General features: G+C 59.9%; 19 protein-coding genes. 8 read left to right on the forward strand and 11 right to left on the reverse strand.

What is annotated here, in order from left to right:
* Window positions 1-88: 88 nt before the first annotated feature.
* From NW851_RS08270 to NW851_RS08280, 3 genes are all read right to left on the reverse strand, one after another.
* Window positions 89-763: a WXG100 family type VII secretion target gene (locus tag NW851_RS08270; RefSeq protein WP_414337728.1), complete on the reverse strand. Its 675-nt coding sequence runs from the start codon at window positions 761-763 to the stop codon at window positions 89-91.
* Between the two features lie 415 nt (window positions 764-1,178).
* Window positions 1,179-1,721: a transcriptional regulator NrdR gene (nrdR, locus tag NW851_RS08275; RefSeq protein ID WP_414334944.1), complete on the reverse strand. Its 543-nt coding sequence runs from the start codon at window positions 1,719-1,721 to the stop codon at window positions 1,179-1,181.
* A gap of 80 nt (window positions 1,722-1,801) precedes the next feature.
* Window positions 1,802-3,379: a cryptochrome/photolyase family protein gene (locus NW851_RS08280; protein WP_414337732.1), complete on the reverse strand. Its 1,578-nt coding sequence runs from the start codon at window positions 3,377-3,379 to the stop codon at window positions 1,802-1,804.
* A 108-nt stretch (window positions 3,380-3,487) separates the two neighbouring features.
* Here NW851_RS08280 and NW851_RS08285 point away from each other — a divergent pair, with 108 nt between their 5' ends.
* Entirely contained in the window at window positions 3,488-5,920 is a 2,433-nt protein-coding gene (locus tag NW851_RS08285) for a phospholipid carrier-dependent glycosyltransferase (RefSeq protein ID WP_414337735.1), read from the forward strand.
* Here the strand turns inward: NW851_RS08285 and NW851_RS08290 are convergent.
* Window positions 5,850-6,830, reverse strand: a complete 981-nt coding sequence (locus tag NW851_RS08290; protein ID WP_414334941.1) for a LysR substrate-binding domain-containing protein — start codon at window positions 6,828-6,830, stop codon at window positions 5,850-5,852. The genes NW851_RS08285 and NW851_RS08290 overlap by 71 nt on opposite strands.
* 201 nt (window positions 6,831-7,031) lie before the next feature.
* On the opposite strand from NW851_RS08290, the gene ribH reads away from it, so the two are divergent.
* Window positions 7,032-7,622: a 6,7-dimethyl-8-ribityllumazine synthase gene (gene ribH / locus NW851_RS08295; protein WP_414337738.1), complete on the forward strand. Its 591-nt coding sequence runs from the start codon at window positions 7,032-7,034 to the stop codon at window positions 7,620-7,622.
* Here ribH and htpG read toward each other — a convergent pair.
* Window positions 7,616-9,475: a molecular chaperone HtpG gene (htpG, locus tag NW851_RS08300; RefSeq protein ID WP_414337741.1), complete on the reverse strand. Its 1,860-nt coding sequence runs from the start codon at window positions 9,473-9,475 to the stop codon at window positions 7,616-7,618. The genes ribH and htpG overlap by 7 nt on opposite strands.
* Before the next feature lie 105 nt (window positions 9,476-9,580).
* Window positions 9,581-11,026 (reverse strand): LCP family protein, encoded by a 1,446-nt coding sequence (locus tag NW851_RS08305; protein WP_414337744.1) that lies wholly within the window; start codon window positions 11,024-11,026, stop codon window positions 9,581-9,583.
* A 130-nt stretch (window positions 11,027-11,156) separates the two neighbouring features.
* Between NW851_RS08305 and NW851_RS08310 the strand changes: the two genes are divergently transcribed.
* From NW851_RS08310 to NW851_RS08325, 4 genes are all read left to right on the forward strand, one after another.
* Window positions 11,157-11,774: a 4'-phosphopantetheinyl transferase family protein gene (locus NW851_RS08310; RefSeq protein WP_414337747.1), complete on the forward strand. Its 618-nt coding sequence runs from the start codon at window positions 11,157-11,159 to the stop codon at window positions 11,772-11,774.
* 91 nt (window positions 11,775-11,865) lie between these two features.
* Window positions 11,866-12,267: a plastocyanin/azurin family copper-binding protein gene (locus NW851_RS08315; protein ID WP_414337750.1), complete on the forward strand. Its 402-nt coding sequence runs from the start codon at window positions 11,866-11,868 to the stop codon at window positions 12,265-12,267.
* Between the two features lie 65 nt (window positions 12,268-12,332).
* Window positions 12,333-14,828 (forward strand): HD family phosphohydrolase, encoded by a 2,496-nt coding sequence (locus NW851_RS08320; protein WP_414337753.1) that lies wholly within the window; start codon window positions 12,333-12,335, stop codon window positions 14,826-14,828.
* A 107-nt stretch (window positions 14,829-14,935) separates the two neighbouring features.
* Entirely contained in the window at window positions 14,936-16,195 is a 1,260-nt protein-coding gene (locus tag NW851_RS08325; RefSeq protein WP_414337756.1) for a glycosyltransferase, read from the forward strand.
* Between the two features lie 210 nt (window positions 16,196-16,405).
* Here the strand turns inward: NW851_RS08325 and NW851_RS08330 are convergent, their stop codons facing one another.
* Window positions 16,406-18,178 carry a peptidoglycan D,D-transpeptidase FtsI family protein gene (locus NW851_RS08330; protein ID WP_414335118.1) on the reverse strand — a complete coding sequence of 591 codons (1,773 nt, stop codon included), beginning with the start codon at window positions 18,176-18,178 and terminating at the stop codon, window positions 16,406-16,408.
* A 466-nt stretch (window positions 18,179-18,644) separates the two neighbouring features.
* Here NW851_RS08330 and NW851_RS08335 point away from each other — a divergent pair, with 466 nt between their 5' ends.
* Both NW851_RS08335 and NW851_RS08340 read left to right on the forward strand, forming a co-directional pair.
* On the forward strand, window positions 18,645-19,484 hold the full coding sequence (locus NW851_RS08335; protein WP_414337760.1) for a hypothetical protein: 840 nt from the start codon (window positions 18,645-18,647) through the stop codon (window positions 19,482-19,484).
* A 99-nt stretch (window positions 19,485-19,583) separates the two neighbouring features.
* Complete coding sequence (locus NW851_RS08340) at window positions 19,584-21,170, forward strand: glycosyltransferase family 39 protein (RefSeq protein WP_414337763.1); 1,587 nt, start codon at window positions 19,584-19,586, stop codon at window positions 21,168-21,170.
* A 17-nt stretch (window positions 21,171-21,187) separates the two neighbouring features.
* On the opposite strand, the gene NW851_RS08345 is transcribed toward NW851_RS08340, so the two are convergent.
* The 4 genes from NW851_RS08345 to rseP form a co-directional block, all read right to left on the reverse strand.
* The gene (locus NW851_RS08345) at window positions 21,188-22,504 is read right to left on the reverse strand and encodes a gluconeogenesis factor YvcK family protein (RefSeq protein WP_414335119.1); all 1,317 of its coding nucleotides are present in this window, start codon (window positions 22,502-22,504) and stop codon (window positions 21,188-21,190) included.
* 28 nt (window positions 22,505-22,532) lie between these two features.
* A complete protein-coding gene (gene rapZ / locus NW851_RS08350; protein WP_414335115.1) occupies window positions 22,533-23,507 on the reverse strand; it encodes an RNase adapter RapZ in 975 nt (324 codons plus the stop codon).
* A gap of 77 nt (window positions 23,508-23,584) precedes the next feature.
* The gene (gene nth, locus NW851_RS08355) at window positions 23,585-24,274 is read right to left on the reverse strand and encodes an endonuclease III (protein WP_414335114.1); all 690 of its coding nucleotides are present in this window, start codon (window positions 24,272-24,274) and stop codon (window positions 23,585-23,587) included.
* 6 nt (window positions 24,275-24,280) lie between these two features.
* Window positions 24,281-25,378 carry an RIP metalloprotease RseP gene (gene rseP / locus NW851_RS08360; protein ID WP_414335113.1) on the reverse strand — a complete coding sequence of 366 codons (1,098 nt, stop codon included), beginning with the start codon at window positions 25,376-25,378 and terminating at the stop codon, window positions 24,281-24,283.
* Window positions 25,379-25,420: the final 42 nt, after the last annotated feature.

A 25,420-nucleotide genomic window follows, 5' to 3' on the forward strand; every position in this document is an offset into this window, starting at 1 on the left:
GGTGGGGTGACCCGCCGGTAACCTAGCTCGGTGCCAGGCTCACCTCTGCCCCCCCACCACCCAAGGGGGGGCTAGTCCTTCCATAACTTTAGGGCGCCTGCACAGGTGGCGGGTTGTTGCGCAAGAAGGGCTGTACAGCCAGAAATCCCAGCCCGAAAGAACCAACCACCAAAAGGACTGCGGCGGCCATCCAAAGCACGGGAGATCCCTGGGATCCGTGATGTTGCTCCCGTACCCGCTGGTAGATGCCGCTGGGATGGGAAAAGGATTCTGCCTCGCCGAGATAGGGATCTGAGCCGACTGGATCTTGCATCAACTCGTCCAGGGAAGGAACCTGATACCCGGTGCGGGGGTTATCTTGGCGCAGGCAGGTGGAAGGTGGAGAGCGGCGGAGAGAGTCCAAGGGGGGCGAGGCAAAGCTATTGGACGAGAAGGAGGAGGTCTCGCTGCGGGCCTGGCGGCGCTTGAGGCGATTCAAAAAATCGTAGCTGGGGGGAGTTTCCGGTTGGCTGGGATCGGCAATCGAACTGTCCTGCTGGAAAGATGCTCCAGAAACCCCAGTGGCATCAGCAAGCTGTAGGCTGATTTGCTGTAGGCGCTTCAGGGCCTGGCCCAACTGCCCCTGGAACTCTTGGCCGATGGCGGCAATCTCTCCAGACAACTGCTGATGCAAAGCGCGCAGGCGCTGGTTTTCGGAGGAGAGCCGACTCACCTGCTGACGGGCGGCATTCAACTCTTCGGCCACTTGTTGATATGCTTGCATCGGTACGACTCCTGGCCCCGTCTCTCTTGGGGCAGGGGAGCGAAAGCCGCTGCGAGGCAAACCACCGAGGTTGCCGTTGCGAGTGCCAGAGGGGGTAGAACCCCGAAAATCGTATTGCATAAGTTGGGATTGACTTGAAAAGACAGAGAGCTGAGACACACGGGGGGCTCTTTAGGGGTAGTGCTGAACATCGATAGTCTGAGGATGTGCAGCGCTAGCGTTAGTGTGAGCAGTGATTGCTACCCCAAGCATACCGCTAAGCCTTTGCAATGGGCGACCTCTTACAGCAATTTTTCTCACCCATAAGCGCCCTTTTCTCGCTGACCCAGGGGATCGCCTGGGCTTGTTGGCGGCTATCGTTCCTGAGTTACCGAGAAGCGCCGCGAAGTCTCTGGCTTTGGCTACGGGAAGTCTGTCAAGAATATCCCCCCACCAAGTCTGGGGAACTTGGGGATTCGGAATCTGAGGCGGAAGAGTCCCGCAGCAGCCGCTCCAGCTTCTGTCGAAGAGGTGGCTCCAACTGTTCCAGCTCGTTGACGAAGTCTTTTATACCCTGAAACTGGCGGTAGACGGAGGCAAAGCGTACATAGGCCACCTCGCTCAGGTGTTGCAGGCGCTCCAGCACCATCTCGCCGATGCGCAGAGTGGTTACCTCTTGGGCATCTTCCAATTGCAGTTTTTCTTCGATCTCGTTGACCAGCTCTTCCATCTGTCTGACGGTGACGGGGGTTTTTTGGCAGGCGCGCATCACCCCCTGCAGGATCTTGTTGCGATTGAAGCTTTCGCGGGATCCATCCCGTTTGATGACCATGATGGGCATGAACTCGATGCGTTCGTAGGTGGTGAAGCGGTAGCCGCAGGACATGCATTCTCGCCGCCGCCGCACACTCTGGCCGCCTTCTGCCGAACGAGATTCCAAAACCCGGATTTCTTGTTTGCTGCAGCGGGGACATTTCATGGCTGGTGATCCTCGACAAAGCGACAGGTGGAGAGGGGGTGCCTCAATTTTACCGGATACCTTCGGATACCCATTTAGACTCAGACAGATTGCAGCTGAGATGAACTCTGTTCGTTGGGCATAGATGGCCAGGGATCCCACCAGGCGGCGGCTTGCGCCTGGATTTGGGCTTTTAGCTCTGGTTCCATGCGATCCAGATGGGCCAGTACCCATTTCATCCTGCCCAAAGGAGATAGGAGGGAGTGCTGACGCAACAGGAAGTCCCAGTAAAACGTGTTAAAGGGACAGGCCCGTTCGCCCATCTTTTCGCTGGGATTGTAGCGGCAATGGCGGCAGTAGTCACTCATTTTGCGGATGTACTGGGCGGAGGCCGCGTAGGGTTTGGTGGAGAGCATGCCCCCGTCGGCGAAAAGGCCCATGCCGATGACGTTGGGCTGCATCACCCAGTCATAGCTGTCGATGAACACGTCGTGAAACCACGCTTCCACCGCTTGGGGTTGGATACCGCTGATGAGGGCAAAGTTGCTGAGAACCATCAGTCGCTGGATGTGGTGGGCATAGCCATGGCGGCGAATTTGCCCTAGGGTGTGCCGCAGACAGGCCATGTCGGTTTCGCCCGTCCAAAAAAAGTCCGGCAGGGGGCGGTAGTGGCCAAAGAAGTTCTTCTGGGCATAGCCCTGGGGCATTTGGTATTCGTAGAAGCCGCGCAGGTATTCCCGCCAGCCCAGGATCTGGCGGATGAAGCCTTCCGCCGAAGGGAGAGGGATCCCGCCGCGATGGTAGGCCTGTGCGGCGGCGGCGATGACTTCATGGGGGGTGAGCAGGCCCAAGTTGAGGTAAGGGGACAGCAGGGAGTGGTAGAGGAAGTCCTCGCCGGCTTGCATGGCGTCTTGCCAGGGGCCGAAGTGGGGCAGGCGGTGCCGGATAAAGTCTTCGAGCACTTGCAGGGCTTGGGCACGGGTGACAGCCCAGCCAAATCCCTCTAAAGATCCGAAGTGATGGCCGTAATGGTGCTTGACTTTTGTGATCACGGCCTGGGTGATGGCGTCGGGAGGAAACGTCAGAGGCGGCGGGTAGCGCCGGCCAGGCTGGGGAGGCTGCCGGTTTTCCCGGTCGTAGTTCCAGCGCCCGCCGAGAGGCTGGGAGCCGTCCATGAAGATGCGGAAGCGTTTGCGCCCTTCGCGGTAAAAGTCTTCCAGGAGCAGGCGCTTGCGGCCTGTGGCCCAGTCGATAAATTGGCGAGCTGTCCAGAGGAAGTGGTTGTTTTCCAGGATCAGGAGGGGGCAGGGGAGGGCAGACCGCAGCTTTTCTACCTCATCCCGGACGGGAATATCGGCGGGCTGCATGAGGCGGATTTGCCGCAGTTGCTGTTGCTTGGCCCAGGTTTGCAGGGGCTCGGCATAGCCGTCGGCTTCCACATAGGTGACCGGGTAGCCCCGCTGTTGCAGTTCTTGGGCAAAGTGGCGCATGGCCGACCACACCAGCACCAATTTCTGCTGATGGTGGTTGCGGGAGCTGGCCCAGGTGTGGGATTCGATGAGGATGATGGGAACGCAGCGAGGGGGTAGGGCGGAGAGGGAGGCGAGGGCGGATTGTTGGGGATGGAGTTGATCGGGGAGGATCCAGACGCCTGTGGGGCCAGCGAGTGAAGCGGTCATGGGAAGGCGGGGTAATTTTGTCGATCGCGGGGCCAAGATGTCTCTAGATCTCTGAGGGCAGCCCAAGTTGAGTGTAGCGTTGGGGAGCAGGGCTAAGGTGAGGTGGCGATGGAGAGGGCATCCAGCCGGCTAGCGGGGGAAAGAGGGCGGTTGGGGATCCCTTTTTTCAAGGCCTGGGCCGGGCTGGGGATGGCGGCGCTGCTGCTGCTGGTGATTTGGAATTGGACGGATCCCTTGCCGCCGGCCTGGGATGAGGCGCAGCATCTGCTGCAGGCGCAGGCGTTTGGGCTTCACCTGGGGCGGTTTCGCTGGGAAAAGATCTGGTGGCAGCAGTTGCTCCACCTTAACCAGCGCTACCCGCCTTTGGCCTACTGGCTGGGGATCCCGTTGGCAGCTCTGCATCCGTTCGGCCGTGCTGACGGGCAATTGCTCAATTGGGTGTTGCTGGGGGTTCTGATCCTGGCAACCCAGCGGCTGGGGCGGCGGGTCTATCGCTCTTGGGAAGTGGGCTGGCTGGCGGCGGCGCTGGTACTCCTTTATCCGGGGATCACGGCTTTGGCTCATGTTTACATGCTGGAGCTGCCGCTGGTGGTGGCGGTGACGCTGGCTTTTTGCGCGCTGTGGGCCTATGCGGAGGAGCCGTCCTGGCGGGGGGCGGCGGGGGTGGGGGCGGGGGTGGCGGCGGTGCTGCTGACCAAGTGGACAGGGGTGCTGTTTTTGCTGCTGCCTCTGGTGGGGGCTGCAGGTCAGGCTTTCTGGCGCAGCAGAAAAGCGGTGGGGTGGCAAAAAGGGATCCCTGTGGCCCAGATGGGGTTGGGCCTGGCTGTGACGCTGCTGCTGTGTTGGCCTTGGTACGGAGCCAACTGGCTGTTTGTGCTCAGCAATGGGTGGGGCTATGCCAGTACTGCCCACTACTACGTCACCTGTGGGGCTGGATCCCTGTGTTGGTGGACTGCCTACTTGCGCTGGTTGCCCCTGCAGATGAGCCCTTTTTTGTGCCCCTTGCCGCTGCTGACGCTGCTGGGATCCCTGGACCGGCGAGAGGCAGTCCTGTGGGCCGCCTACAGTTCGGGCTATCTTCTCTACACCGTGGTGGATATTAAAGATGTGCGCTTTACCCTACCCCTGTTGCCCCTTTTGGCGGTGTTGTCGGCAGGTGGGATGCAAAAAGCTTATCGGTGGCTGGGGGAGGGCTGGGGCGGGTGGGCTTTGCAAAGGGGAGCCTGCGCGGGGCTGGTTCTGGGCTGCTTGGCCTTGGCCAGCTTGGGTCGGCCCCTCACCCCAGGCGTGGCCCCTCTCTGGAGGGGGATCCCGATGCAGTGGCAGGGGCAGCGCCCCGCCCAGGAGCTGACCCAGTGGATTGAGACGTTGCTCCAGCCGGGTTTAACCACCACCTTGGGCGTTCTTCCCAACACCGAGCTCATTTCTTCGGAAACGCTGACTTACTTGGCGGCTCTCCAGCGCTGGCCGGTCACGTTCCGCGCTGCCGGGCAAACCCCCTGGCCGGAACTGGAGCTATCCTTGCTGGACGGGTTTGTAGATGCTGCGGGGGAACAGGGAATTGTCGGCCCCTACGGCCCGGCCAAGGAGCAGATCCGGCAGCACCTGCGCAGCAGCCCGGACTGGCGACAAGAACCTGGGGTAGAGTTGCCCAGCGTGGGTCGGCTGCAGACTTATTTTCCCCGCCGGCCACGGGTGACGGTGCAGGAGTCGCCTCTTGAAGCTGGGGAGGTGGAGTTGGTGGAGGTTGAGGCGCTGTCGGAGCTGGGGATCCCGGCCTGGCGGCTGCGCTGGCAAGGCCCGGCTCAGGAGTTGGCCCAAACCCTGGCCTGGGCGTGGCTGGAAGATTCCCAAGGGCAGGTGTTGGCCGAGCGCGCCTGGGTGGTGGGGCAGAACCGCCTGCAGCTCAGCTCAACGGGTGTCTGGCTGGTGGAAGAGATCCTGACGCTGCCCACAGCCGACTTCTCGAAGGGGAGCTTTCTCCACCTGGATTGGCAGTTGCCCAATGGGATCCGCCATGCCCTCCACCAGCCCTGGAGAGGATTCCTGTTCAGCTTCCAAAAGGAGGGATCCCTTTTTTTGATGGATCCCTTGTTTCCTCTCCAAGAGGCGGCCAGAGCTGCTGCTGCTGGGGATCTGCAAACTCTCTCCCTTTACCTCAATGCCTGGACAACCCTGCAATACCCGACTTTTCTGACGGATCCCGATCGCACCCTGACACGCCAATTGCTAGAGGGGCAATGGCAACAGGCCGCTGCCCAGGGTCGAGTGAACCGGCAAATCCAAAGCCACTACCAACTGGGCCTCATGTTGGCAGTGCTGCTGCAGCCACAAGCAGCCCAGCGGCATTTTCAACAAATTGTCGAGCTGGATCCCGAGGACCAGTGGGCGCGGGCTTACCTGGCCTTTTTGCGAGTATTTTTTACCCGTGACCTTGAAGGCGTTCCGGAGTTGCAACAAGAGGTTTCGGCTATGGTTCGGCCTCTTTGCCAGAAAGCGGATCCAGACTGGGATTGGAATTGGGTTTGTGCTGATCTTTAGCCACAAAGTCCAAATCCATTTGAGAAACTTGTGAAAGCAGAAAGTCGGCAAAAGCTTTGGCCACCACCGAAAGGCGCTTGGAGCGCAAATAGACCAAATACCAAAACCCCCGAATGGGGAACTCTTCCACATCTAAAATAGCCAGATGATGTTGCCATCCCCCCAAAGCCAACACATGCTGAGACAAAACCGAAATGCCCAGTCCACCAACAATGCCTTGGCGAATGGCTTCGCTGCTGCCTATCTCCATGCGAATATTTAACTTCAAGTTGTGTTTGTCAAAAAGCCGCTCCACCGCCATGCGCGTTCCAGATCCGGGTTCGCGGGCCAAGAAGGGTTCTTGGGCAATGCGCGCCAGAGGGATCCGCTTTTGGCCCACCAGCGGATGATGAATGGGGGCCATAACCACCAAAGAGTTTTCCAGAAAAGGTTGCGCCACCACATCCAAATCTTCCGGCGGCATCCCCATCACGTAGAGATCGTCCATGTTGTGGCCGAGCCGCTCCAAAACCTGCTGGCGGTTGATTACTTTAAGGGCGACGTCGATACCGGGATACTGCTGACAGAATGGCCCCAGAAGACGAGGAATAAAGTATTTGGCGGTGGTGACCACCCCAATGCTCAGCCGTCCCTGTTTTAACCCCTTCAGGTCGGCAAGGGTCATCTCGAATTGATTCAATTGTTCGAAAATTTTGTCGCAGGTTTGGTGTAAAGCTTGCCCCGCTTCGGTGAGATACAGCCGCTTGCCCACCTGCTCAAACAGCGGCAACCCCACGGCTTTGCTCAATTGCTTGATCTGCATGGAAATCGTGGGCTGGGTCAGGTAAAGCTCTTCGGCAGCCCGGGTAAAGCTCAGGTGACGAGCAGCAACCTCGAAGATTTGCAGTTGGTGCAAGGTAATGGCCTTCATGGACAATTAGGAAAAACTAAAGGTTCACTACTAAATCATAAGCCCTGATCTATGCGTTTTGGCGAGATCTCCCCGGGGAAAGGCAAACCCCTGTCCCCCGTCCTTTGACGGAGCTTGAGGTAGGGGAGTGAACTAGGATGGGAAAGCGCGGTTTTGCCGTGTTGGTCGACCCGCTTGTCTTTCAGGTCTGGAGCAGTGTAGATGGCAGTTTACGAGGGCAACTTTGTTCAGACGGCGGATCTGCGTCTGGCGATTGTTATCAGTCGGTTTAACGACTTGATTGCCGGCAAATTGTTGGAGGGGTGCCAGGACGGGCTGAAGCGGCATGGTGTGGATGTCGGCCCGGAGAGCAAGCAGGTGGACTACTACTGGGTGCCGGGCAGCTTTGAGGTGCCTGTGGTAGCCCACCAACTGGCCCAGTCCCGCCGCTACGATGCCATCATCTGCCTGGGGGCAGTAATTCGCGGCCAAACCCCTCACTTCGACTATGTGGCGGCAGAGGTGGCCAAGGGGATCGCGGCAGCGAGTTTTCGCACCGGCGTGCCAGTCATTTTCGGGATCCTCACCGCCGATACTCTGCAGCAGGCGCTGGAGCGGGCCGGGATCAAGAACAACAAAGGCTGGGAATACGCCATGAGTGCCTTGGAGATGGCCACCCTGATGCGCCAAGTGGCTCCCCTGTTGCAAGGGAGTGACAGGGCTGGCAACAATGGAGCGGCCTCCCGTCCCTCTCTGCCCGGTGGAGCAGAGGCGCTGCAGCCGGGGGTAACTTTGGAGAGTGCCGCCTACTGACGGCGGGTTAGACGGGTGAGCACCTCATTGGAACGCTGCACAAAGGCCCGTGCGGCTGCGGGGTCAAAGCTTTTCTGGGTAATCAGCGCCAGATCGTAGATGTGGTTGCAGATAAGGTTGACCAGCTCTGGATCCCGCCCCTCCTCGGCCAGAGCCTGCAGGTTTTGGATCAAGGGGTGGGCGGTGTTGAGCACCAGGGTGTGTTCTTCCAGAAACTCTATGGGCTTTTGTTGCAGGATGGCATTGAGCTCCTGCAGGCGCCGCAGCGCCTCCGGCAGCAGGATCATGGCCGGAACCGACTCAGACTTGAGGGCCTCGGCTTTGATCTGCAGCTTCTCTTTGCCCAAAGCCTGACGGAACAGATCCACCAGCTTTTCGCTGCGGGTTTTTTGTGTGATGGGATCGACGAGATCGGCAGCTTTGTCTTTCTGGATCAGCGTCTCGTCCAGCTCGGAATCCACCCGCTTAAATTGGATCCCTTCTTCCCGATACTCCCGCTCCAGGAAGCTGCTGAAATGGCTGTCGATCCAGCTATCCAGCATGATGACCTCCAGGCCCTGGGAGCGGTGCAGGTCGATGTAGGCGCTCTGGGCTGCTTCGTCGGTGGCGTAGTAAACCCGCTTGTTTTGCTTTTCCCGCGTGCGCTCCAGGTATGCTTTGAGGGTCACGTACTCCGGTTTATCGGCAGGGGATCCGGCCACTCGGAAGATGAGAATGTCTTTAATCTGGGCGAAGAACTTGTCGTTGTTCATCGCCCCAAACTTCATGAAGAGGCTGATATCGGGCCAGACCTTGACATATTTTTCATAGTCTTCTTTGTAAAGCTCGTTGAGGCGATCCGCCACCTTTTTGGCGATGTGATCCCCGATGCGCCTGACGGTGCGATCATTTTGCAGGAAGCTGCGGGAGACGTTGAGGGGAATATCCGGGCTGTCGATGGCACCGCGCAGAGGCAGGAGGAATTTGGGAATGACTTCTTCGCAGTTATCCTGGACAAAAACCTGGTTGCAAAATAGCTTGACCTGGCCCTTGGTGGGATCGATATCCGGGCGCAACTTGGGGAAGTAGAGGATCCCTTGCACGATGAAGGGATAATCCGTGTTGATGTGTACCCAGAAGTGGGGATCCTCTTGGAAGGGATAGAGGTAGCGGTAAAACTCTAGGTAATCCTCATCCTTGAGCTCAGAGGGAGGAATCTTCCAGAGGGGCTTCTGGCGATTGATGACTTCTCCGTTGAGTTTAATAGGGACGGGAATGAAGTCGCAGTATTTGCGCACCAATTCGCGGATGCGGCTTGGCTCCAGATACTCCTCGCTATCCGGGCTGAGGTAAAGGGTGACGGTGGTGCCGATGGCGGAGCGCTGCGAATCGGAAAGGGTAAAAGTTGGGCTGCCGTCGCAAGACCACTGCACAGGCGTGCTGCCGGGCTGATAGGAAAGGGTGTCGATCTCCACCCGCTGCGCCACCATAAAAGAGGAATAGAATCCCAGGCCAAAGTGGCCAATGATCGCCTGTTCTGCGTCTTTGCCTTTGTACTTTTGAATAAACTCCTCAGCGCTGGAAAAGGCCACCTGGTTGATGTACTTTTTTACCTCTTCGGCAGTCATACCAATGCCGGTGTCGCTGACCGAGAGGGTCTTGGCCTCTTTGTTGAGCGCGATCACGATCTCCGGCTCCGGGGGATCCGCCACTTCGCCGGCCAGTTTGGCCATCTTGAGCTTGGCAATGGCATCGGCAGCATTGGCGATCAGCTCCCGCAAAAAAATCTCCCGATCCGAATAGAGAGACTGCTTGATGATGGGGAAAATGTTCTCGGTGTGGATGGTGATGGATCCCTGTTCCAGCACAGTCATAGATGGCTCGGCACTTCAACAAGCTCAGTGCCAATCTACAGAGGTAGCAAAGGCCCCGACAAGCTGAACTTTTTCCAGAAATCCGCACCCGCAACCGAACCGGCTCTAGAGCTGAGCCCCTCTGGCCGGACTCTGCGCCTGGTCGATATCAAGGGTAAGCTGGTGGGCCCAATCTTGCCCAACGCGAATGGTGATGTCGGAGTTGAGAACGCCGGTGGATTCCACCCGCAGCTCTCCCAGGCCAAGGGCAGCGCGAACCTGCTTGGCTCCTTCCCGATCCCCGCTTTGGGCGAGGATCTCCGTTTGCGGCAACACCTGGGGGCTGTCTTCGACGGCAAAAACCTGGGTATAGCCCTGTCGAACCAGTTCTTGCACCATGCGGCGGGCCATCCCCGGCTTTCCGGTAGCATTTTGCACAGCTATGCGCAGGCGGTGCGGCGAGATGGGAGCTACTTCCGCCTCCAGGCCAAAGTGGGTCACGGCCAGGCGGCGGATCCCGGCCAAATCTGGCAGCCAGTAGCTGGTGGCAAACTCTCCCGGCTGGCTGAAGCGGCCCGGCAACAGCACCAGGTCGATGCGATCGTCCCCAGAGGTGAGGACGAACTTGGCCAAGCTCAGAACCTCTTCCCAGGTGAGGTTGGTCTCCAGGTGGGTGCGGACGACCTGCAAAACCTTCGGGATGCGCGGCCAGACGGCAGGGGAGAGCAGTTCCCGGCTCAGGGCCCGCAGCAGCTCCTGTTGCCGTTGTACCCGACCGATATCTCCCAAGCCCAGGTGGTCGCGGCGGAAGCGGGCAAAGTGATGGGCTTGTTCGCCGTTGAGGCGGTGCCAGCCAGGCTCTAGGTTAATAAACAACTGCTGCGTGTGATCCACATAGTGCATGGGCTCCGGCACATAGACCTCCACACCCCCCACTGCGTCAATCAAAGCTTCCAGGGCCTCGGTATTGAGGCGAACATAGCGGTCAATCGGGATCCCGCCCAGCAAGGTGCTGACCACCTGGGCCACCAGCGCCGGGCCCCCTGCCAAGTTGGCCGCATTGATCTTGGTTACACCAAAGCCAGGCAAGCGCACGCGGGTATCGCGAGGGATGGATAGGACAGTGATCCGCTGCGCCTGTGGATCAAAACGGGCCAAGAGGATGGTGTCGGTGCGGGTGTTGAGACGCTCCCGTTCTGTGGACAAGGGCAGGGTGGGATCCGGGTTGTCGGTGCCGAGGATGAGAATGTGCAAGGAGCGATCCAGAGCGGCAGCCCGCAAAGCATCCGGACGGAAGGCTTCTTGTTCGCCGGGAGTGAGGGAAGTGGGGATCACCGGACGGGGCAACATCACAGCCAAGAAGGCACCGGCAGAGCCCGCCAACACAGCCGTGAATCCCAACAACAGCCAGAGGATCCCCTGGCGAATGGCCTGCTGACGAGCGGCGCGGACACGGTCTGGGCGGGGTGGATAGTGGAAAGAGGACATCAGGTCGGGCCGAGCCTCGCGGGCGCCTGCAGGAAGGGGTGTACTGTCTAGGTGGTGTTGCCAACCCCACCAATTCAAGGTCATGTTACCGCATCCTTATTCTCTAGGACTGTCCATACCCAACTGCAACGAGAGAGCAGCTTCCCCGGCGGGATCCCTGCAGCCGTTACCGGGGAAGTGGGAGGCGCACCTTTGGCTGTGGAGCGTACCCCCGTTGGAGCAGTTGCTTCCCCAGCTCGACATGCTTTCTCCTGGGGAATGCCGGCGGGCAGAGCGTTTACAACTGCCGGCGGATCGGTGCCGCTTTCTGGCCGGTCGTCTTGGGTTGCGCAGCTTGCTCAGCCGCTACAGCGGCATTCCGCCCCGGGCGATCCCCCTCGACCACAGCTCCACCGGCAAGCCCTATTGGCCGGATCCACCCCTACCGCTGCAGTTCAACCTCAGCCACTCCCACGAGTGGATCCTGGTTGGCTTGACGTTGCAGCGTCGAATTGGCGTGGACTTGGAGCGGATCCGACCCGTGCCCCGCTGGCAACGCATTGCCCGACGCTATTTTTCCGCCGCCGAGCAGGCTCGTCTGTTGGCCTGTCCACCGGCAGAGCGGGAGAGGGTTTTCCTGGAGCTGTGGACGCAGAAAGAAGCTCTCCTGAAAGCCATGGGCGTGGGGCTGGCCGGAGCCAGGGCCGGGGCCGGGGATCCCTGCTGGCTGACCCTGCCCCTACGGGTTGCCGAGGGCTACGTTGCCGCTGTGGCGATGGAACGACTGGAAGTGGGCGGGCCAGTCCCGACGGTGCAGCTCTGCCAAGGCGCAGATCTCTTCACTCCCGCTTGAGCTGCTATCTTGGGTTTTCAGGCCGAGTTTCCATGTTGGGGTTATGTTGCGTGGGTTGCGTTATCTCCTGATATTGAGCCTCTGTCTGGGGATGTCGATCGGCGGGATCCCGCATCCGGCCTGGGCGCGGGATCTGTCGCGGCAAACGCCCCAGGACAAAGCTGTCGAGTTAGGTACTGCCGATAACCAGTTGGTGTTTGTGCCCAAGGAGCTCTTTTTTCGCAACGGCAACCTCTACCGTTTGCACTTGAGCAACCCCAGCCAGTTGAAGCACTATTTCAGCGCCAAAGATTTTGCCGATGCCGTTTGGACTCGCAAGTTGGAAGTGGCCGGTGTGGAAATCAAGGGCCAGATCCGAGAACTGGAGCTGAAGCCAGGTGCGGCAGTGGAGTGGCAGTTTATTCCCCTGAAATCTGGAGTTTATTCTTTGGCCTGTACCATTCCCGGCCACGCCGAAGCGGGCATGATCGGGCAGATTACCATTGGCGACTAGGCTATCTCCTGGGCTAGGGGGGCAAAAGGGGATAGAAAAGAGAAAGACGCTGCCAGGCAAATCGCATGAAAAACCTGCTCAGCCCCATCGTGGAACACTGGACTCGGCGACGCCAGGCAGCCTCTCCTCGCAAGAGCAGGCCCCCCCTGCCGGAGCGGGTTGCCGGCTATGCCCTAGCGCTTCTCTCCCTCACTGCTGTTCACGGGATCCGCTACTACAACGAGCCGCAACTGACCGTCGGCAGCCGCTCCCCGCAAACCTTCCTCGCTCCTGCTGCGGCAGAGATCGAAGATGTGGAGGCTACCCAGGCCCGGCAGGCCGAGGCGCGACGGCGCGTGGTGCAAGCCCTCAAAATCAACAGCACCGCCAACGAGAGCATGCGGCAAAATCTGGAGGCTCTCCTGGCAGCGGTGGAGGCCATCCGACAAGAGGCAGGTTCTCTGCCCTATGTTTCTGTCCAGTTGCTATCTCTGCCAACGCAGATCTACCTGCGCCAGCTTTCCCCAGAAGAGTGGGAACTCCTTCAGGCTCGTGTCCGACAAGAGGCCATCCGCACCCGTGCAGCCACTCAATCTCTGTCGGAAGAGGTTGCTGGACGTCTGGAGCCGCTTTTTCCAGAGCAGCGGGCCCGGCAAGAGCTGGTCGAGGTTTGGCAGCGGGCCTGGTTGGATGGGGCGGCCACTCAGACGGCGGCCACGGATCCCTATACCCAGTTAATTGCCCAGGTGGAAGCGGCACAACAGCGCTACCAAGGGGCTCTGGCGGCTCTGGAGCAGCTCACCCTCCCTGTCCCGGCCACGGTTCTCAACTTAACAGAGACTGAGTGGAAGCAGCTCCAGGGACTGAGCCGGCGGGTCTTGGAGCGCCTGCAGAAGATAGGCATTGTGGATGGCCTGCCCCGCGAGGTGCGCGCTGAAGGGATCCAAGCCCAACTGGACGAGCTGGCCTTTCCAGGCAGTGCCGCCCAGCGGCAGGAGCTGCAGGGGCTGGTCTATCAGTGGCTGCAGCAGGTGCTGATCCCCAATCTGGAGGTGGATCCGCAGCGCACCGAGCAGCGCATTCGCGCCGAGCTGGAAAAAGTTGAGCCCGTCCTGATCTCGGTTGCGGAAAACCAGGTGATTGTGCGAGCAGATCAGATCATCACCCCCGAGCTCTTTTTGATTTTGGATCACTTTGGGTTTACCCAGCGCAGGATCAACGTCTGGGGCCTGGTGGGGGTGGCTGGCGTTATGGGCTTGGGCTTGGCCATTTTCGTCCCCTTGCAGCAACGCTTGCAGCCGGGATTGCGCCGCCGGGATCGGGTGTTGATCCTGATGGTTTCCCTGACTGCTCCGCTTGTGGCAACTTTGTTCAAGCTGGAGTTCAGCTCCTTGCCGGCGGTGGGGCTGTTGCTGGGCAGTTTTTACGGGGCAGGGCTGGGCCTGGTGGTGGTGGTGGGCCAGGCGTTACTTTTGCCGTTGGTCTCCTCTGCCAATCTGCTCACCTTCGCACCCTTGCTTTCCGGCAGTGTGGTGGCCTGCGCCCTGGCCGGGCGCTCCCGCTCTCGGGAAGAGCTGGCCTTGTTGGGAGGAGGGGCGGCGGCGGTGCAGATGCTCACCTATGCGGCTGTTAGCTTGACCACAACTGGCGGCATCGACCTATTGGCGATGGCCTTGGGGGGAGGGATCACGCTGGGGTGGAGCATTGTGGCGCTGGGAGCCAGCCCCTACCTGGAGCGCTTGTTCGACCTGGCCACCCCCATTCGCCTCATCGAGTTGAGCAACCCCAACCGCACCCTGCTGCGACGGCTGGCGGCAGAAGCCCCCGGCACCTTCCAGCACACCCTGTTTGTAGCCACCTTGGCGGAACGAGCTGCCCAGAAGCTGAACCTTAACGTGGAGCTGGTGCGCACCGGCACCCTCTACCACGACATCGGCAAAATGCTGCAGGCCCGCTACTTCATCGAAAACCAGATGGGCGGCCTCAACCCTCATACGCAACTGGACGATCCCTATCGCAGCGCCCAGATCATCAAGGCCCACGTCAGCGATGGGCTGCGCCTAGCCAAGCAATACAATCTGCCCACCGCTGTCCAAGCTTTTATCCCTGAGCACCAGGGGACGATCCTGATTGCTTACTTTTACCATCAAGCCCAGATGAAAGCCGGGGATCAGTCGGTGCCCGAGGAGCTGTTCCGCTACGATGGCCCCATCCCCCAGAGCAAGGAGACAGGGGTGGTAATGCTTGCCGATGCTTGTGAGGCGGCCCTGCGCAGCATGACCCTGAGCGACGGCTTTGGCCCTGAGGTGGTTGAGCGGGCCAAGGCTGTTGTCCGCAAAATTGCCCAGGCCCGTTGGCAGGATGGCCAACTGGTCGATAGCGGCCTGACGCTGCAGGATTTGGAGGTGGTGGCAGACGCTTTTGTAGAGGTGTGGCGGGAATCCAACCACGAGCGCATCCCCTATCCCAGCGTCACCCCTGCCCCCTCGCTGCCGGAGCCTGACCAGGCACAAATGCCGATGTCGATGCCCCCGCCCACCGGCTCCTCTCAGCCGAGCGCACCCTTGCGAATCGCTGGGTAGGTAGAGAAAGGTCTAGTCCTGAAGCTGATCCATCGGTAGGATAAGGGATTAATTGCGGATCAAGTCAAGACGGCCCAGAGTTGGGATCCCCTGCCATTGTTTTTTGGATGGCCTCCTGTTCGCGTCAGCGGGACAGAGTCTTTATGCCCCATGTAGCTCCTGCTTCATCTACCCATCCCAAAGCTTCTGGAGTTCCCATTCAGATCCCATCTCTATCCCACCCCAGCCCTGTTCAACTTTCGTTGGTCATTCCCACCTACAACGAAGCTTCCAGCATTGGCAGCTTGATTCGCCAGTTGTGCGCCCACCTCGACGCGATTCTACCCGGAGCCTATGAGCTGATCGTGGTGGATGACAACAGCCCAGATTACACCGCCAAGTTGGCCCAGGAATTGCAAGAGGAGTTTCCCCAACTCAAAGTTATCTGCCGCCAGGGGGAACGGGGCTTGGCCACAGCCGTATTGCGGGGATGGCAAGCTGCTCGCGGCGAGGTGCTGGGGGTGATGGATGGGGATCTGCAGCATCCGCCGGAGATCGTCCTCAAACTGTGGCCGCTCATGCAGAGAGGGGCAGATTTGGTGGTGGGCAGCCGCTACGTGGAGTCGGGGGGGGTGAGCCACTGGAACTTGGGCCGGCGCCTCGTCTCTCGGGGAGCTCAAGCAATCGGGCTGGTTTTGCTGCCAGGGGTTTTCAGGCGGGTGTCGGATCCTCTCAGCGGGTTGTTCCTCCTCAGACGCCAGGCTATTGCCGGGATCCCGCTCAGCCCCAAGGGTTACAAACTGCTGATCGAGGTGCTGGCACGGGGCCGGGTGACAACCATTGCTGAAGTCGGCTACATCTTTCAGGAGCGCCAAAACGGCGAGAGCAAAATTCAACTGCAAACCTGTCTTCAGTATCTCCACCATCTCATCCACCTGCGCTTCTCGCTAGGACAGGTGGGATCCTTTTTGCGCTTCAGCACAGTCGGCCTGTCAGGCACTGTGGTGGACATGGTTTTGCTCTATTTGTTACACGATCCGGACAACTTAGGATGGGATCTCATCACGAGTAAGCTGATCGCTTCGGAAGTGGCCATTCTCAATAACTTCCTGTGGAACGATCTGTGGACATTTCGCCATGTTACCCGATTGCAGCCGGGTCTCTTGAATCGCCTGAAGCGGCTGGTAAAGTTTAATGTCATCTGCTTGATCGGCTTGTTTCTTAACTCTTCACTGGTGATCTTGCTAAGCGAGCGCTTGGGCATTCATTATCTGTTGGCCAACCTAATTGCGATCGGCATTGTTGTATTCTGGAACTTCTACCTCAACTCCAAGCTGAGCTGGAAAAGTGCGGAGGTTAAGCTGGATCCCAGGGGCGACAAGTCTTGAACGTCTGTTTATTTCAGACACTCCTGAAGCGCTCACGCGACCACCCCCGGCCCCTCTCCCTGAGGCCCAAGCGCTCCGCGCCGCTCACGCGACCACCCCCGGCCCCTCTCCCTCAGGGAGAGGGGAGTTAGGGATCGACGCCACGATCCGTTCCATTGCTATTTAGTTAAAGCTCTAGTTAAACTTAATTGAAGATCCTAGCCCCCGCTTTCAGTTGCTGTAGCCACGCTCGGTAGAATTGGGGCGGATCCCTTCTAGGGTGATGATCTCCTCAATGACCGAGCGAACCACGGGAGCCGCCGTCGTCGAGCCGAAAGCATCTTCCCCCTGGGGCTCGTCGAGCACTGCCAGGATCACGTAATTGGGGCGAAGGGCCGGGAAGTAGCCCACAAAACTGGTGATGCGTTTGCCGGGCAGATAGCCCCCCCGCGGCCCTGCTTTCTGGGCGGTACCTGTTTTGCCGCCGATCTCATACCCCTCGATCTTGGCCGATTGCCCGGTGCCAAAATCCACCACGTCCCGCATCTGGATGCGCACCGCCAGGGTGGCCTGCTCCGACAGCACCCGCACCGGCTGGGGTTGCGGGGATCCCCAAACCAAGGTGTCTGTATCCTTTTCCACCAGACCGCGCACCACATGGGGCTGCACTTTCAGCCCGCCGTTGGCGATGATGCAATGCAAAGTGGCCAACTGCAGGGGGGTGAGGGCCAGCCCCTGGCCAAACGCAACGGTGGCTCGCTCCACCGGCACGGTTACGAATTGCCGCAGCGGCTTCAAACGGCTGGCCGGCTCAAAGGGCAGATCCACACCACTGCGCTCATTCAATCCCAACCGTACCAAGGCATTGTAGTACTGGCGGGGATCCAGTTTGCGCATCAGATGCACCATGCCCACGTTGCTGGACTGGCGCAGGATATCGGTGACGCTCATCCAGCCATGGCCTCCCCGCTGGTGGTAGTCGTAGTTTTGGATGGGCCACTGACCGATCAGGATCCGTCCTTCGTCATACACCCGTTCATCGGCTCTAAAGGCGCCGGCATCCAGTCCAATGGCGATGTTGATGGGCTTGAAGGTGGATCCCGGCTCATACAAATCCGTTACAGCCCAGTTGCGAAAAAGGCCGGGGTCATACTCGAAGTAGCGGTTGGGGTCGTAGGTAGGTTCGGCCACCAGAGCCAAGATCTCCCCCGTGTGGGGCTGGAGGACGATCACCGTGCCCCGCAGCGCTCGAAACCGTTGCAGTTGAGCTTTCAGGGCGGCGCGGGCAGCCCTTTGCAGGCGCATATCCAGGGTGAGCTGCAGCACCATCTCGCGGGATTGCAGCAGCCCTTCCGGCACCTCGGCAGCCAGCAGTCGTCCGTAGCCATCGCGAGGAATAGTGACAGGTTGCACAGTACGCTCCAGCAGCTCCTGTTGAGAATATTCCACTCCCGCCTGGCCCTGATGATCCAGATCCACATAGCCTACTACCTCGGCAACCATCTCTTTTTGAGGGTAGATGCGTTGCCGCTCGCTCACCAGCTCTAGGCCATCCAGATGCAGAGCCTGAATTTGATCGGCCACTTCCTGCAATACCCAACGCTCCACCCGCACTGCATGATTGGCCGACAGTTGTCGCGTTAATTGTTCCACCGGCCGCCGCAACAGGGGAGCAAGGGCAGCGGCAATGTCCTCGGGGGTGCTGCCGAAGAGGCGAGGATGGGCCCAGAGGGTATAGACAGGGCGATCCACGGCCAGCAATTCTGCCTGCTGCTGGGCAAGGGAGCGGCGATCCACAATCGAGCGACGAGGGATGAAGGGTCTCAACTGAGCCCGCTGCTGGGCCTCAGCTCGCTGCTGCAACAGGGGCGCCTGTTGATGTTGCAAATAAACCAGACGTGCTCCTGTCAGGAATAGGGCAATGATTAAAGCCAAGCCGGTCATGCCGGCGCGGAAGTCGAGCTGGCGAGCTGTCGGGATCCGTTCCCCCAGGAGCCAACCCAACGTTGTTCTCCACCGCCTGGAGCTTGGCAGTGAAGGGGGCCAAGCACCTCTTCTGTATCGGTGGGCAAGTTGCCGGCCCTTCTGCTCTGTCTCCGGTTTTTTGGGCTCAGCTCGCCGTAGCCCAGCCCTAGATCTGACTTCCACCACAACCCCTACCAGACACCACCGCTAGTTTGGCGTCCATCCTACTGCTATGTCAGCGCTGCGTGGCAACAACGCCACCTCACAGCTTTTGAGAGTGTAGTTATTTCAAACCAGATTAAGACACTCCTCAGTCGCTCCCTTTTTGGAAGAGGTGAGTTGGAGATCGATGTGATAGACCATTTCATTGCCATTGGATTTGAATAGGCTAACATAAGTGATTCTGCTGATATCCGAACAGCTTCGTATTCTCAAATACTGACAGATGCTACATTGACAAGCAATAATGAGGGCAACCACAAAAGGGTCAACGGAGCTGAGTTCTATGAGATGCGTGGAGCAAATTCCCGGCAAGCGTGTTTATCTAGAGCCTGTAGTTTCTGGGGCTGTCGGTGCTGCCTTTATAATATTGCTTTTTTCGTCCCCAATTATCATACCTATTGGGCTTTCTCAGGGGGATCGGCGCTTCACGTGCTATCGGCTTGATCAGGATACGGTCAACTGTGAAGTGGTCTTCCAGCCACTGCTGCCTTTACCAAAACAGATCGAGTTTTATTATGACGTAAGGGGAGCCGGAACCAAAACTGAAATTCAAACTCTAAGGAATTCTGAGGGAGACGAGATAACCTATAAAGCTTACTACGTCACTCTCATAACTCCTGCAGGAGAAACAAAAGCTTGGTCAACCGCGAGCGAGAGCAAGGCTCGGCAACTGGCAACCAAGATCCAATCGTTTCGGATGAGTGCAGAGAGCCAGCTCTTGGTGGCCGGCGATGGCGATGGTTTTGTCTTAGAGGATTTCTTGGGTGTCGCTGCTCTGGCTCCAGCAGGAGTGGGGGTTCTATCGCTAATACTCGCTTTAAGTAGGAAGAGGCGTCGGCTGACCTTTGACCGCTCCCTCAACCAGATCCTGGTGGAGTACCTCACTCCCTTTGGTGTAAGGGGGCGGAAAACTTATTCCTTCAGAGATGTTCAGCAAGTTGTAGTTGAGAGGTCAACAGATTCCGATGGCGATAGTTATTTTTCGGTGAAGGTGGAGCTGGCATCGGGAGAGCCTTTGTTGCATCTCAGTTTCGGTTATGACAATGGCAAGGCAAGGGCGGAGGCGGAGCAATTGGGCCAGCTTTTGGGGTGTCCGGTAAGGCTGCCGGAGGCAACGTCTTAGGCTTAGCCTATTCTGAGCCCCCACTTGGGTTTTTGGGGACAAGCCCGGCCAAAGCTGAGACAATAACACCTGTCCACGCGCTTAAAGGGATCCCCTGTGGTGCCGAAAGCTGCTCTGTGGATTTTGGGGTTGGGCCTGCTTCTGCGCTGCTGGGTGGCTGCTCTGTTGCCGCCGGGCTTTGACGAGGCCTACTACTACCTCTACACTCGCCATCTGGACTGGAGCTATTTTGACCATCCGCCGCTGGTGGCCTGGACAACGGGCTTGGGGCCTGTTTTGACGGGGCAGGTGTCGGCTTTTTCGATTCGACTGGGATCCCTGCTGGCCTACACTGGCTCTTCCCTGTTGCTTTACCTCACGGCGGCGCGGCTTTTTTCGCTGCAGGCGGGGCTGATCACCCTGGCAACCATCAGCATCGCGCCCATTTTCTGGATTGGGTTTGGGGTGCTGACCCTGCCGGATAGCCCGCTGATGTTTTTTACGGCGGCAACCCTGTGGGTGGCTGCCCGGGAGTTTTTTCCGGCTCCCTTGGCAGAGGGGAAATTGGGGGCCTATGGGGCAGCTCGCTACCGACCGGGGCCGCGGCTGGCGCTGATGGGGCTATTGATGGGGCTGGCCTGCCTGGGCAAATACCACGGCCTGGCGTTGGGGTTTGGCCTGGTGCTCTTTTGTCTGCTCAGCCCGGCCCACCGCTGCGCCCTCAGGTCGGGATGGGCGCTCTTGGCAGTGCTGGGGTTCTTGGCGGCCTTCAGCCCGGTGCTGATCTGGAACGCCCAGCAGGATTGGGTCTCCTTTCGCTTCCAGGGGGGGCGAGCGGTGCCGGAGGCAGGGTATCAACTGCAAGAGCTGGGGCTGACGGTGCTGGAGGAACTTTTTTATCTTTTCCCGACCTTGGGGATCCCTTTGCTGGGGCTGAGCTTGGCTGAGGGTGGGCGGGTGGGGCTGGCGCTTTTTCAGGGAAGACGCCTCACGGATCAGGAGCTGAAGCATCTTCTAATCCTGGCCTGTGGGCTGCCGCTGGTGCTGGCTTTTACCTTGATGGGGGGCTATCGGCCCATTTTGCCCACCTGGCCCATGCCGGGGTTTTGGGTGCTGAGCTTACTTTTGGGATCCCGTTGGGAAAGGTGGCCAGGAGCGAAGCGGCTCTTGGCGGGAACGGCGGTGGCGGTGGGCCTGTTGGTGGGGGTGGGGCTGGCCCATGTGCGCTACGGCCTTCTCCAGGCTCCCGGTGGGCTGGGCCTGTGGCCGGTGGAACGGGATCCCTCGACTCAGTTGATTGCAATTGAACAGTTGCGGCGGCAGTTGCAGACGGATCCCCGCTTGGCCCAGGCTCTTGCCGAGGCGGATTTCATTTTCACCAACGCCTACTTTTTGGGCGGCCAGATCGGCATGGCCTTGGCGCCGCTGACGGATAAGCCCCTCACCTGCCTGGATGAAGATCTGCGCGGCTTTGCCTTTTGGTCGCAACCTGAAGATTGGCTGGGAAAAAATGGGCTGTTGGTTACCTCCAAGCTGTTTCAGCCAAGGGCGGGGATCGCGGCCACCTACGGCAACCATTTTGAACAAATTGAACCGGTGGCAGAGATCCCGCTACAGCGGGCGGGCGTGGTGGCACAAACCTTTCAGGTGTACTTGGCTCGCCAGATGCGCCGCCCCTATCCCCGACCTTATTCCCGCCAGCGCTGATGCTTCTCCGGAGTGTCCTATCGGTGCCTGTCGAACCAGCGCATCAGCATTGCCGCCAAGCGCTCGGGGTTGTGGCGCACCAAGCCGGTCTGCGGATCTTCTTGCATGACGTTGGCCAAAACGGCGCGGCAGCCCAGGTAGGCCAGTTTGTCAGGATCCAACATCACAAACTCGGAGCCGCTGCGGCGGTAATGCTCCAGAGCCCGTGGGGAAGGCGGCTCCCGCTGCACCAGCACGCCGTCAAATAGGCGCACGCCCGCCACCCGATCCAAAGCCATGACGTGATCCCCAACGGTATAGCCGTCGGTTTCCCCCGGCTCGGTCATGATGTTGCACACGTAGATGTGGGGCGCCATATTTTTGGCCAGAGCTTCCACAATTTCCGGTACCAACAGGTTAGGAATAATGCTGGTGTAGAGGCTGCCCGGCCCCAGCACCACAAACTCTGCCGCCTCAATGGCCTCGATGACTTCCGGCAGGGCCGGCGGGTTGGGGGGATCACAGCCAATCCGATAGATGCGTCCTCCGGCTTTGGCGATGTTGGACTCCCCCACCACGCGGCGGCCATCGCTCAACTCCGCCCAGAGGGTGACATCCGCCAGCGTGGCCGGCAGCACCCGTCCCTGAATGGCCAAGACTTGCGAGGTGGCGGTGATGGCCCGGATCAGGTCGCCCCCGGTTACGGCGGTGAGGGCGGTGATGAAGAGGTTGCCGAAGCTGTGCCCGCTCAGCCCCTCCCCCGCCTGGAAGCGGTACTGGAACAGCTCCGTGAGCAACTTTTCTTCGTTGGCCAAGGCGGTGAGGCAGTTGCGGATGTCGCCGGGGGGCAACACGCCGATCTCCCGTCGCAGGCGCCCTGAGGATCCCCCGTCATCGGCCACGGTGACGATGGCGGTAATGTTAGAGCTGTAGCGCTTCAGGCCCCGCAGCAGGTTGGAGAGGCCGGTGCCGCCCCCCAGCACCACGATGCGGGGGCCACGGCTGAGGCGCCGCCGCGACAGCAGCTTATCCACCAGCGCCTCATCCCCCTCTGGGATCAGCACATCTTCGATGGAGCGCATGGCGCTGCGAAAGCCCAGCACCACCATCACCAGGCCGATCCCAGTTACCAAGGGGCCGCTGATGTTGTTGGGGATCCAGGTGGTGATCAGGCGCAGGGTGATGTCGATCAGCCGCTTCAGGCGAAAGATGGGGGTCAATTCCGTCCAGATGGCGATGCCCAGCACCATCAGCAGCACACCCCCTACGGCCAGGGTGAGCCAGCGCTTAACGGCCAGACCGGGAAAGAGCCATTTCCAGCCACTGCCCGGCCAAGCAGTCTTGCGGCGGCGCATACCCCAAGTGAGGGACTTGTTGCTGGGCTTAGCCATGGGGAGGTACAGAAACGCCGGCCAAAGGGATCCTAACCTGTTGCTGTTCTACGCCAGCGTCAGGGGGTGGCGCTCCGAAGCGGGCCTCCAGCTCCCGCTGCGAATCCAGCAAATGGCGGTGCTGCACCTGGATGTTCAGGGCAGGCAGGGCAGGGTTGCCAGCAGGGACGGTCCAAGGTCGCAAATCTTGCGCCAGGCGCTCCACCAGGGCCACCGAGCGGTGTTGGCCGCCGGTACAGCCGATGGCCACACTTAGGTGGGGGCGACGTTCTGCCCGGTAGTGGGGCCAAAAGGCCTGGATCAGGGAAACGATGTGCTGGTAGGTGGATTGGGTAACCGGATCGGCAAACAGGAACTCCTGCAGGGGCGGATCCTGGCCGGTCAGGTGGCGCAGGTGGGGCTGAAAGAAGGGGTTGGGCAAAAAGCGCACATCGAAGAGCAAGTTGGCATCGGGGGGGGCGCCGTACTTGAAGCCGAAGCTGACCAGCCGCAGGTTGAGCGGCTGCGGGATCCCGTGGGCCAGAGCTTGCAATTGCTGCCGCAGTTGCTGGGCATTGAGGTCGGAGGTATCCAACCAGTGGGTGCAGCGCTCTCGCAGCGGAGCCAGATCGCGCACTTCCTGCTCAATGGCTTCCAACAGGCCACCGCCAGGGTGGTGGGGGTGGGGGCGGCGGTGGGCGCTGAGACGGTTGAGCAATACCAGGGGGCGAGCCTCCAGAAAGAGAAAAGGGATCCCTTGCGATTGCACCCAGGCAGCCAGGGTGGGAACCTGATCCCGGTACTCCTGGGCGTGGAGATTCAAACTGAGGGCCAAAGCAGTGTGGTGGGGCCGCATCGCCTCCACCAAAGGGATCACCTGGCCAGGCGGGATCCCTTCCAGGCCGGTGTAGCCCAGTTGTTCCAGTTGCTGGATGGCCAGGGTTTTCCCGGATCCCGTCAGCCCGGCAATAACCAAAACAGGTGTCACTCTAGTCGGTTGATCGTCCATGCAGCCTATTCTAGGGCGAGGGGAAGCCCAAAAACCGGATCCCTGCTGCCAGGCGCTCAGGTCTGGACGGCTGTCGCTGCTTCTTTGTCCGTCTTCCCGTCCGAGAGAGGGGCGCTGGGGCAAAGGTCGGCCAAAAAACACTGCTCGCAGAGGGGTTTGCGGGCGGTGCAAATGGCCCGCCCATGGTCGATCAGGCGAATGGACCAATTTTCCCAATCCGCTTGTGGCAACAACTGCATCAGATCCTTTTCGATGCGCACGGGATCCTCGTGCTCGGTAAGGCCGAGGCGGCGGCTGAGGCGCTTGACATGGGTATCGACAGTAACCCCGGCATTGACGCCAAAAGCGTGGGCCAGCACCACATTGGCCGTCTTACGCGCTACACCGGGTAGGGTGAGCAGCTCCGGCATGGTGCGGGGCACTTGACCGCCAAAATCCCTCAGGATCTTGCGGCAGGCTTCCTGAATGTGTTTGGCCTTGTTGCGATAGAAGCCGGTGGAATGGATGAGGGCCTCGATCTCCTCCCGCGGGGCTGCTGCCAGCGCTTGGGCATCCGGGAAACGGCGGAACAGCTCTGGGGTGACCTGGTTAACCCGCTCATCGGTACACTGGGCAGACAAAATGGTGGCCACCAGCAGTTGCAGCGGCGTTTGGTAGTGGAGGGCACAAGTGGAGTTGGGGTAGTGGCGCTTCAGCCGGATCAGGATCTCCAAAGCGCGCTGGCGCAAGGCCCGTTTGCTGGCCATCTTTCCCTAGCCCGACCCGGTAACGATGGCGAGGGTGTCTTTGAAGATCAGCACCACCCCCAAGCCCAGCAACAACACCAGGCCTGTCTGCATCACCCGGTCTTCTAGCTCCTTGGGCAGCCGTTTGCCGCGGATCCCTTCCAGGATCAAAAAGGCGATGTGCCCCCCATCCAAAGCGGGCAGAGGCAACAGGTTGAGAAAAGCCAGGTTGATGCTGATCAAAGCGGTGAAATTAAACAAGCTGGCAGCATCATCCCGCGCCAGATCCGCGCCGATCTTGACGATCCCCACCGGGCCGGAGACCTGTGTGGCCGTGCTTTGAAAATTCTCAACCAACTGCCGCAAACCGTTTACATTCAGCATCACCACCCGCTGGTAGGCGTTTCCAGCCTCTGTGAAGATCTCGGCCAGGTTCCGGGCGGGGCGCAAGGTCAGCTCCTGGTTGGGCGCTAAGGTCACCCCAATGGCCACCGTCTCCCCCCGCAGCTCCGGGATCACCGTCAACTGGAAGGGATCCCCTGCCCCGCGCTGCACCTTTAGGGCAACGGGCTGGTTCTCGCTGCTGCGGATCAGCGCCTGAAAATCGTTCAGGGCTGCCAAGGCCGCCGTCTCGTCGGCGATGGCGCTGTAGTCGTGGTCGGCTGCCCGCAACACCACATCTTCCGCCTGCAGGCCGGCCCGCTCCGCCGGGCTATCCGGCATCACCTGAGGGATGAGGATGCCGGGATGGATGCGCGCCACCGATGGGATGCCCACCGAGGCAAACATCAACACCAGCACCAGATAGGCAAAGATCAGGTTGGCCATCACCCCGGCACTCATCACCACCAGGCGATCCAACACAGGACGGTTCTTCAGCAGATCCGGGTCATCGGGCGGGTAGGGGGAACGCTCGTCCTCGTCGGGAAAGCCCACATAGCCCCCCAGCGGCAGGGCGCGAATGGCGTACTCTGTCTCCTTACCTTGGTAGCGCCACAGCACCGGGCCAAACCCCAGCGAGAAGCGGTTGACGTGGATCCCTTGTAACTTGGCCGCCGCAAAATGGCCTGCCTCATGCACCAGGATCAGCAGGGCGAGAATGGCGATGGAGAGGAGAACAGGCATGGGCTGGCGTGCAGGTAAAGAAGGAAGAAAAGCCAAGAGGCA

The organism is Synechococcus sp. H55.7 (genome assembly GCF_047462395.1).
Lineage (GTDB): Bacteria > Cyanobacteriota > Cyanobacteriia > Thermostichales > Thermostichaceae > Thermostichus.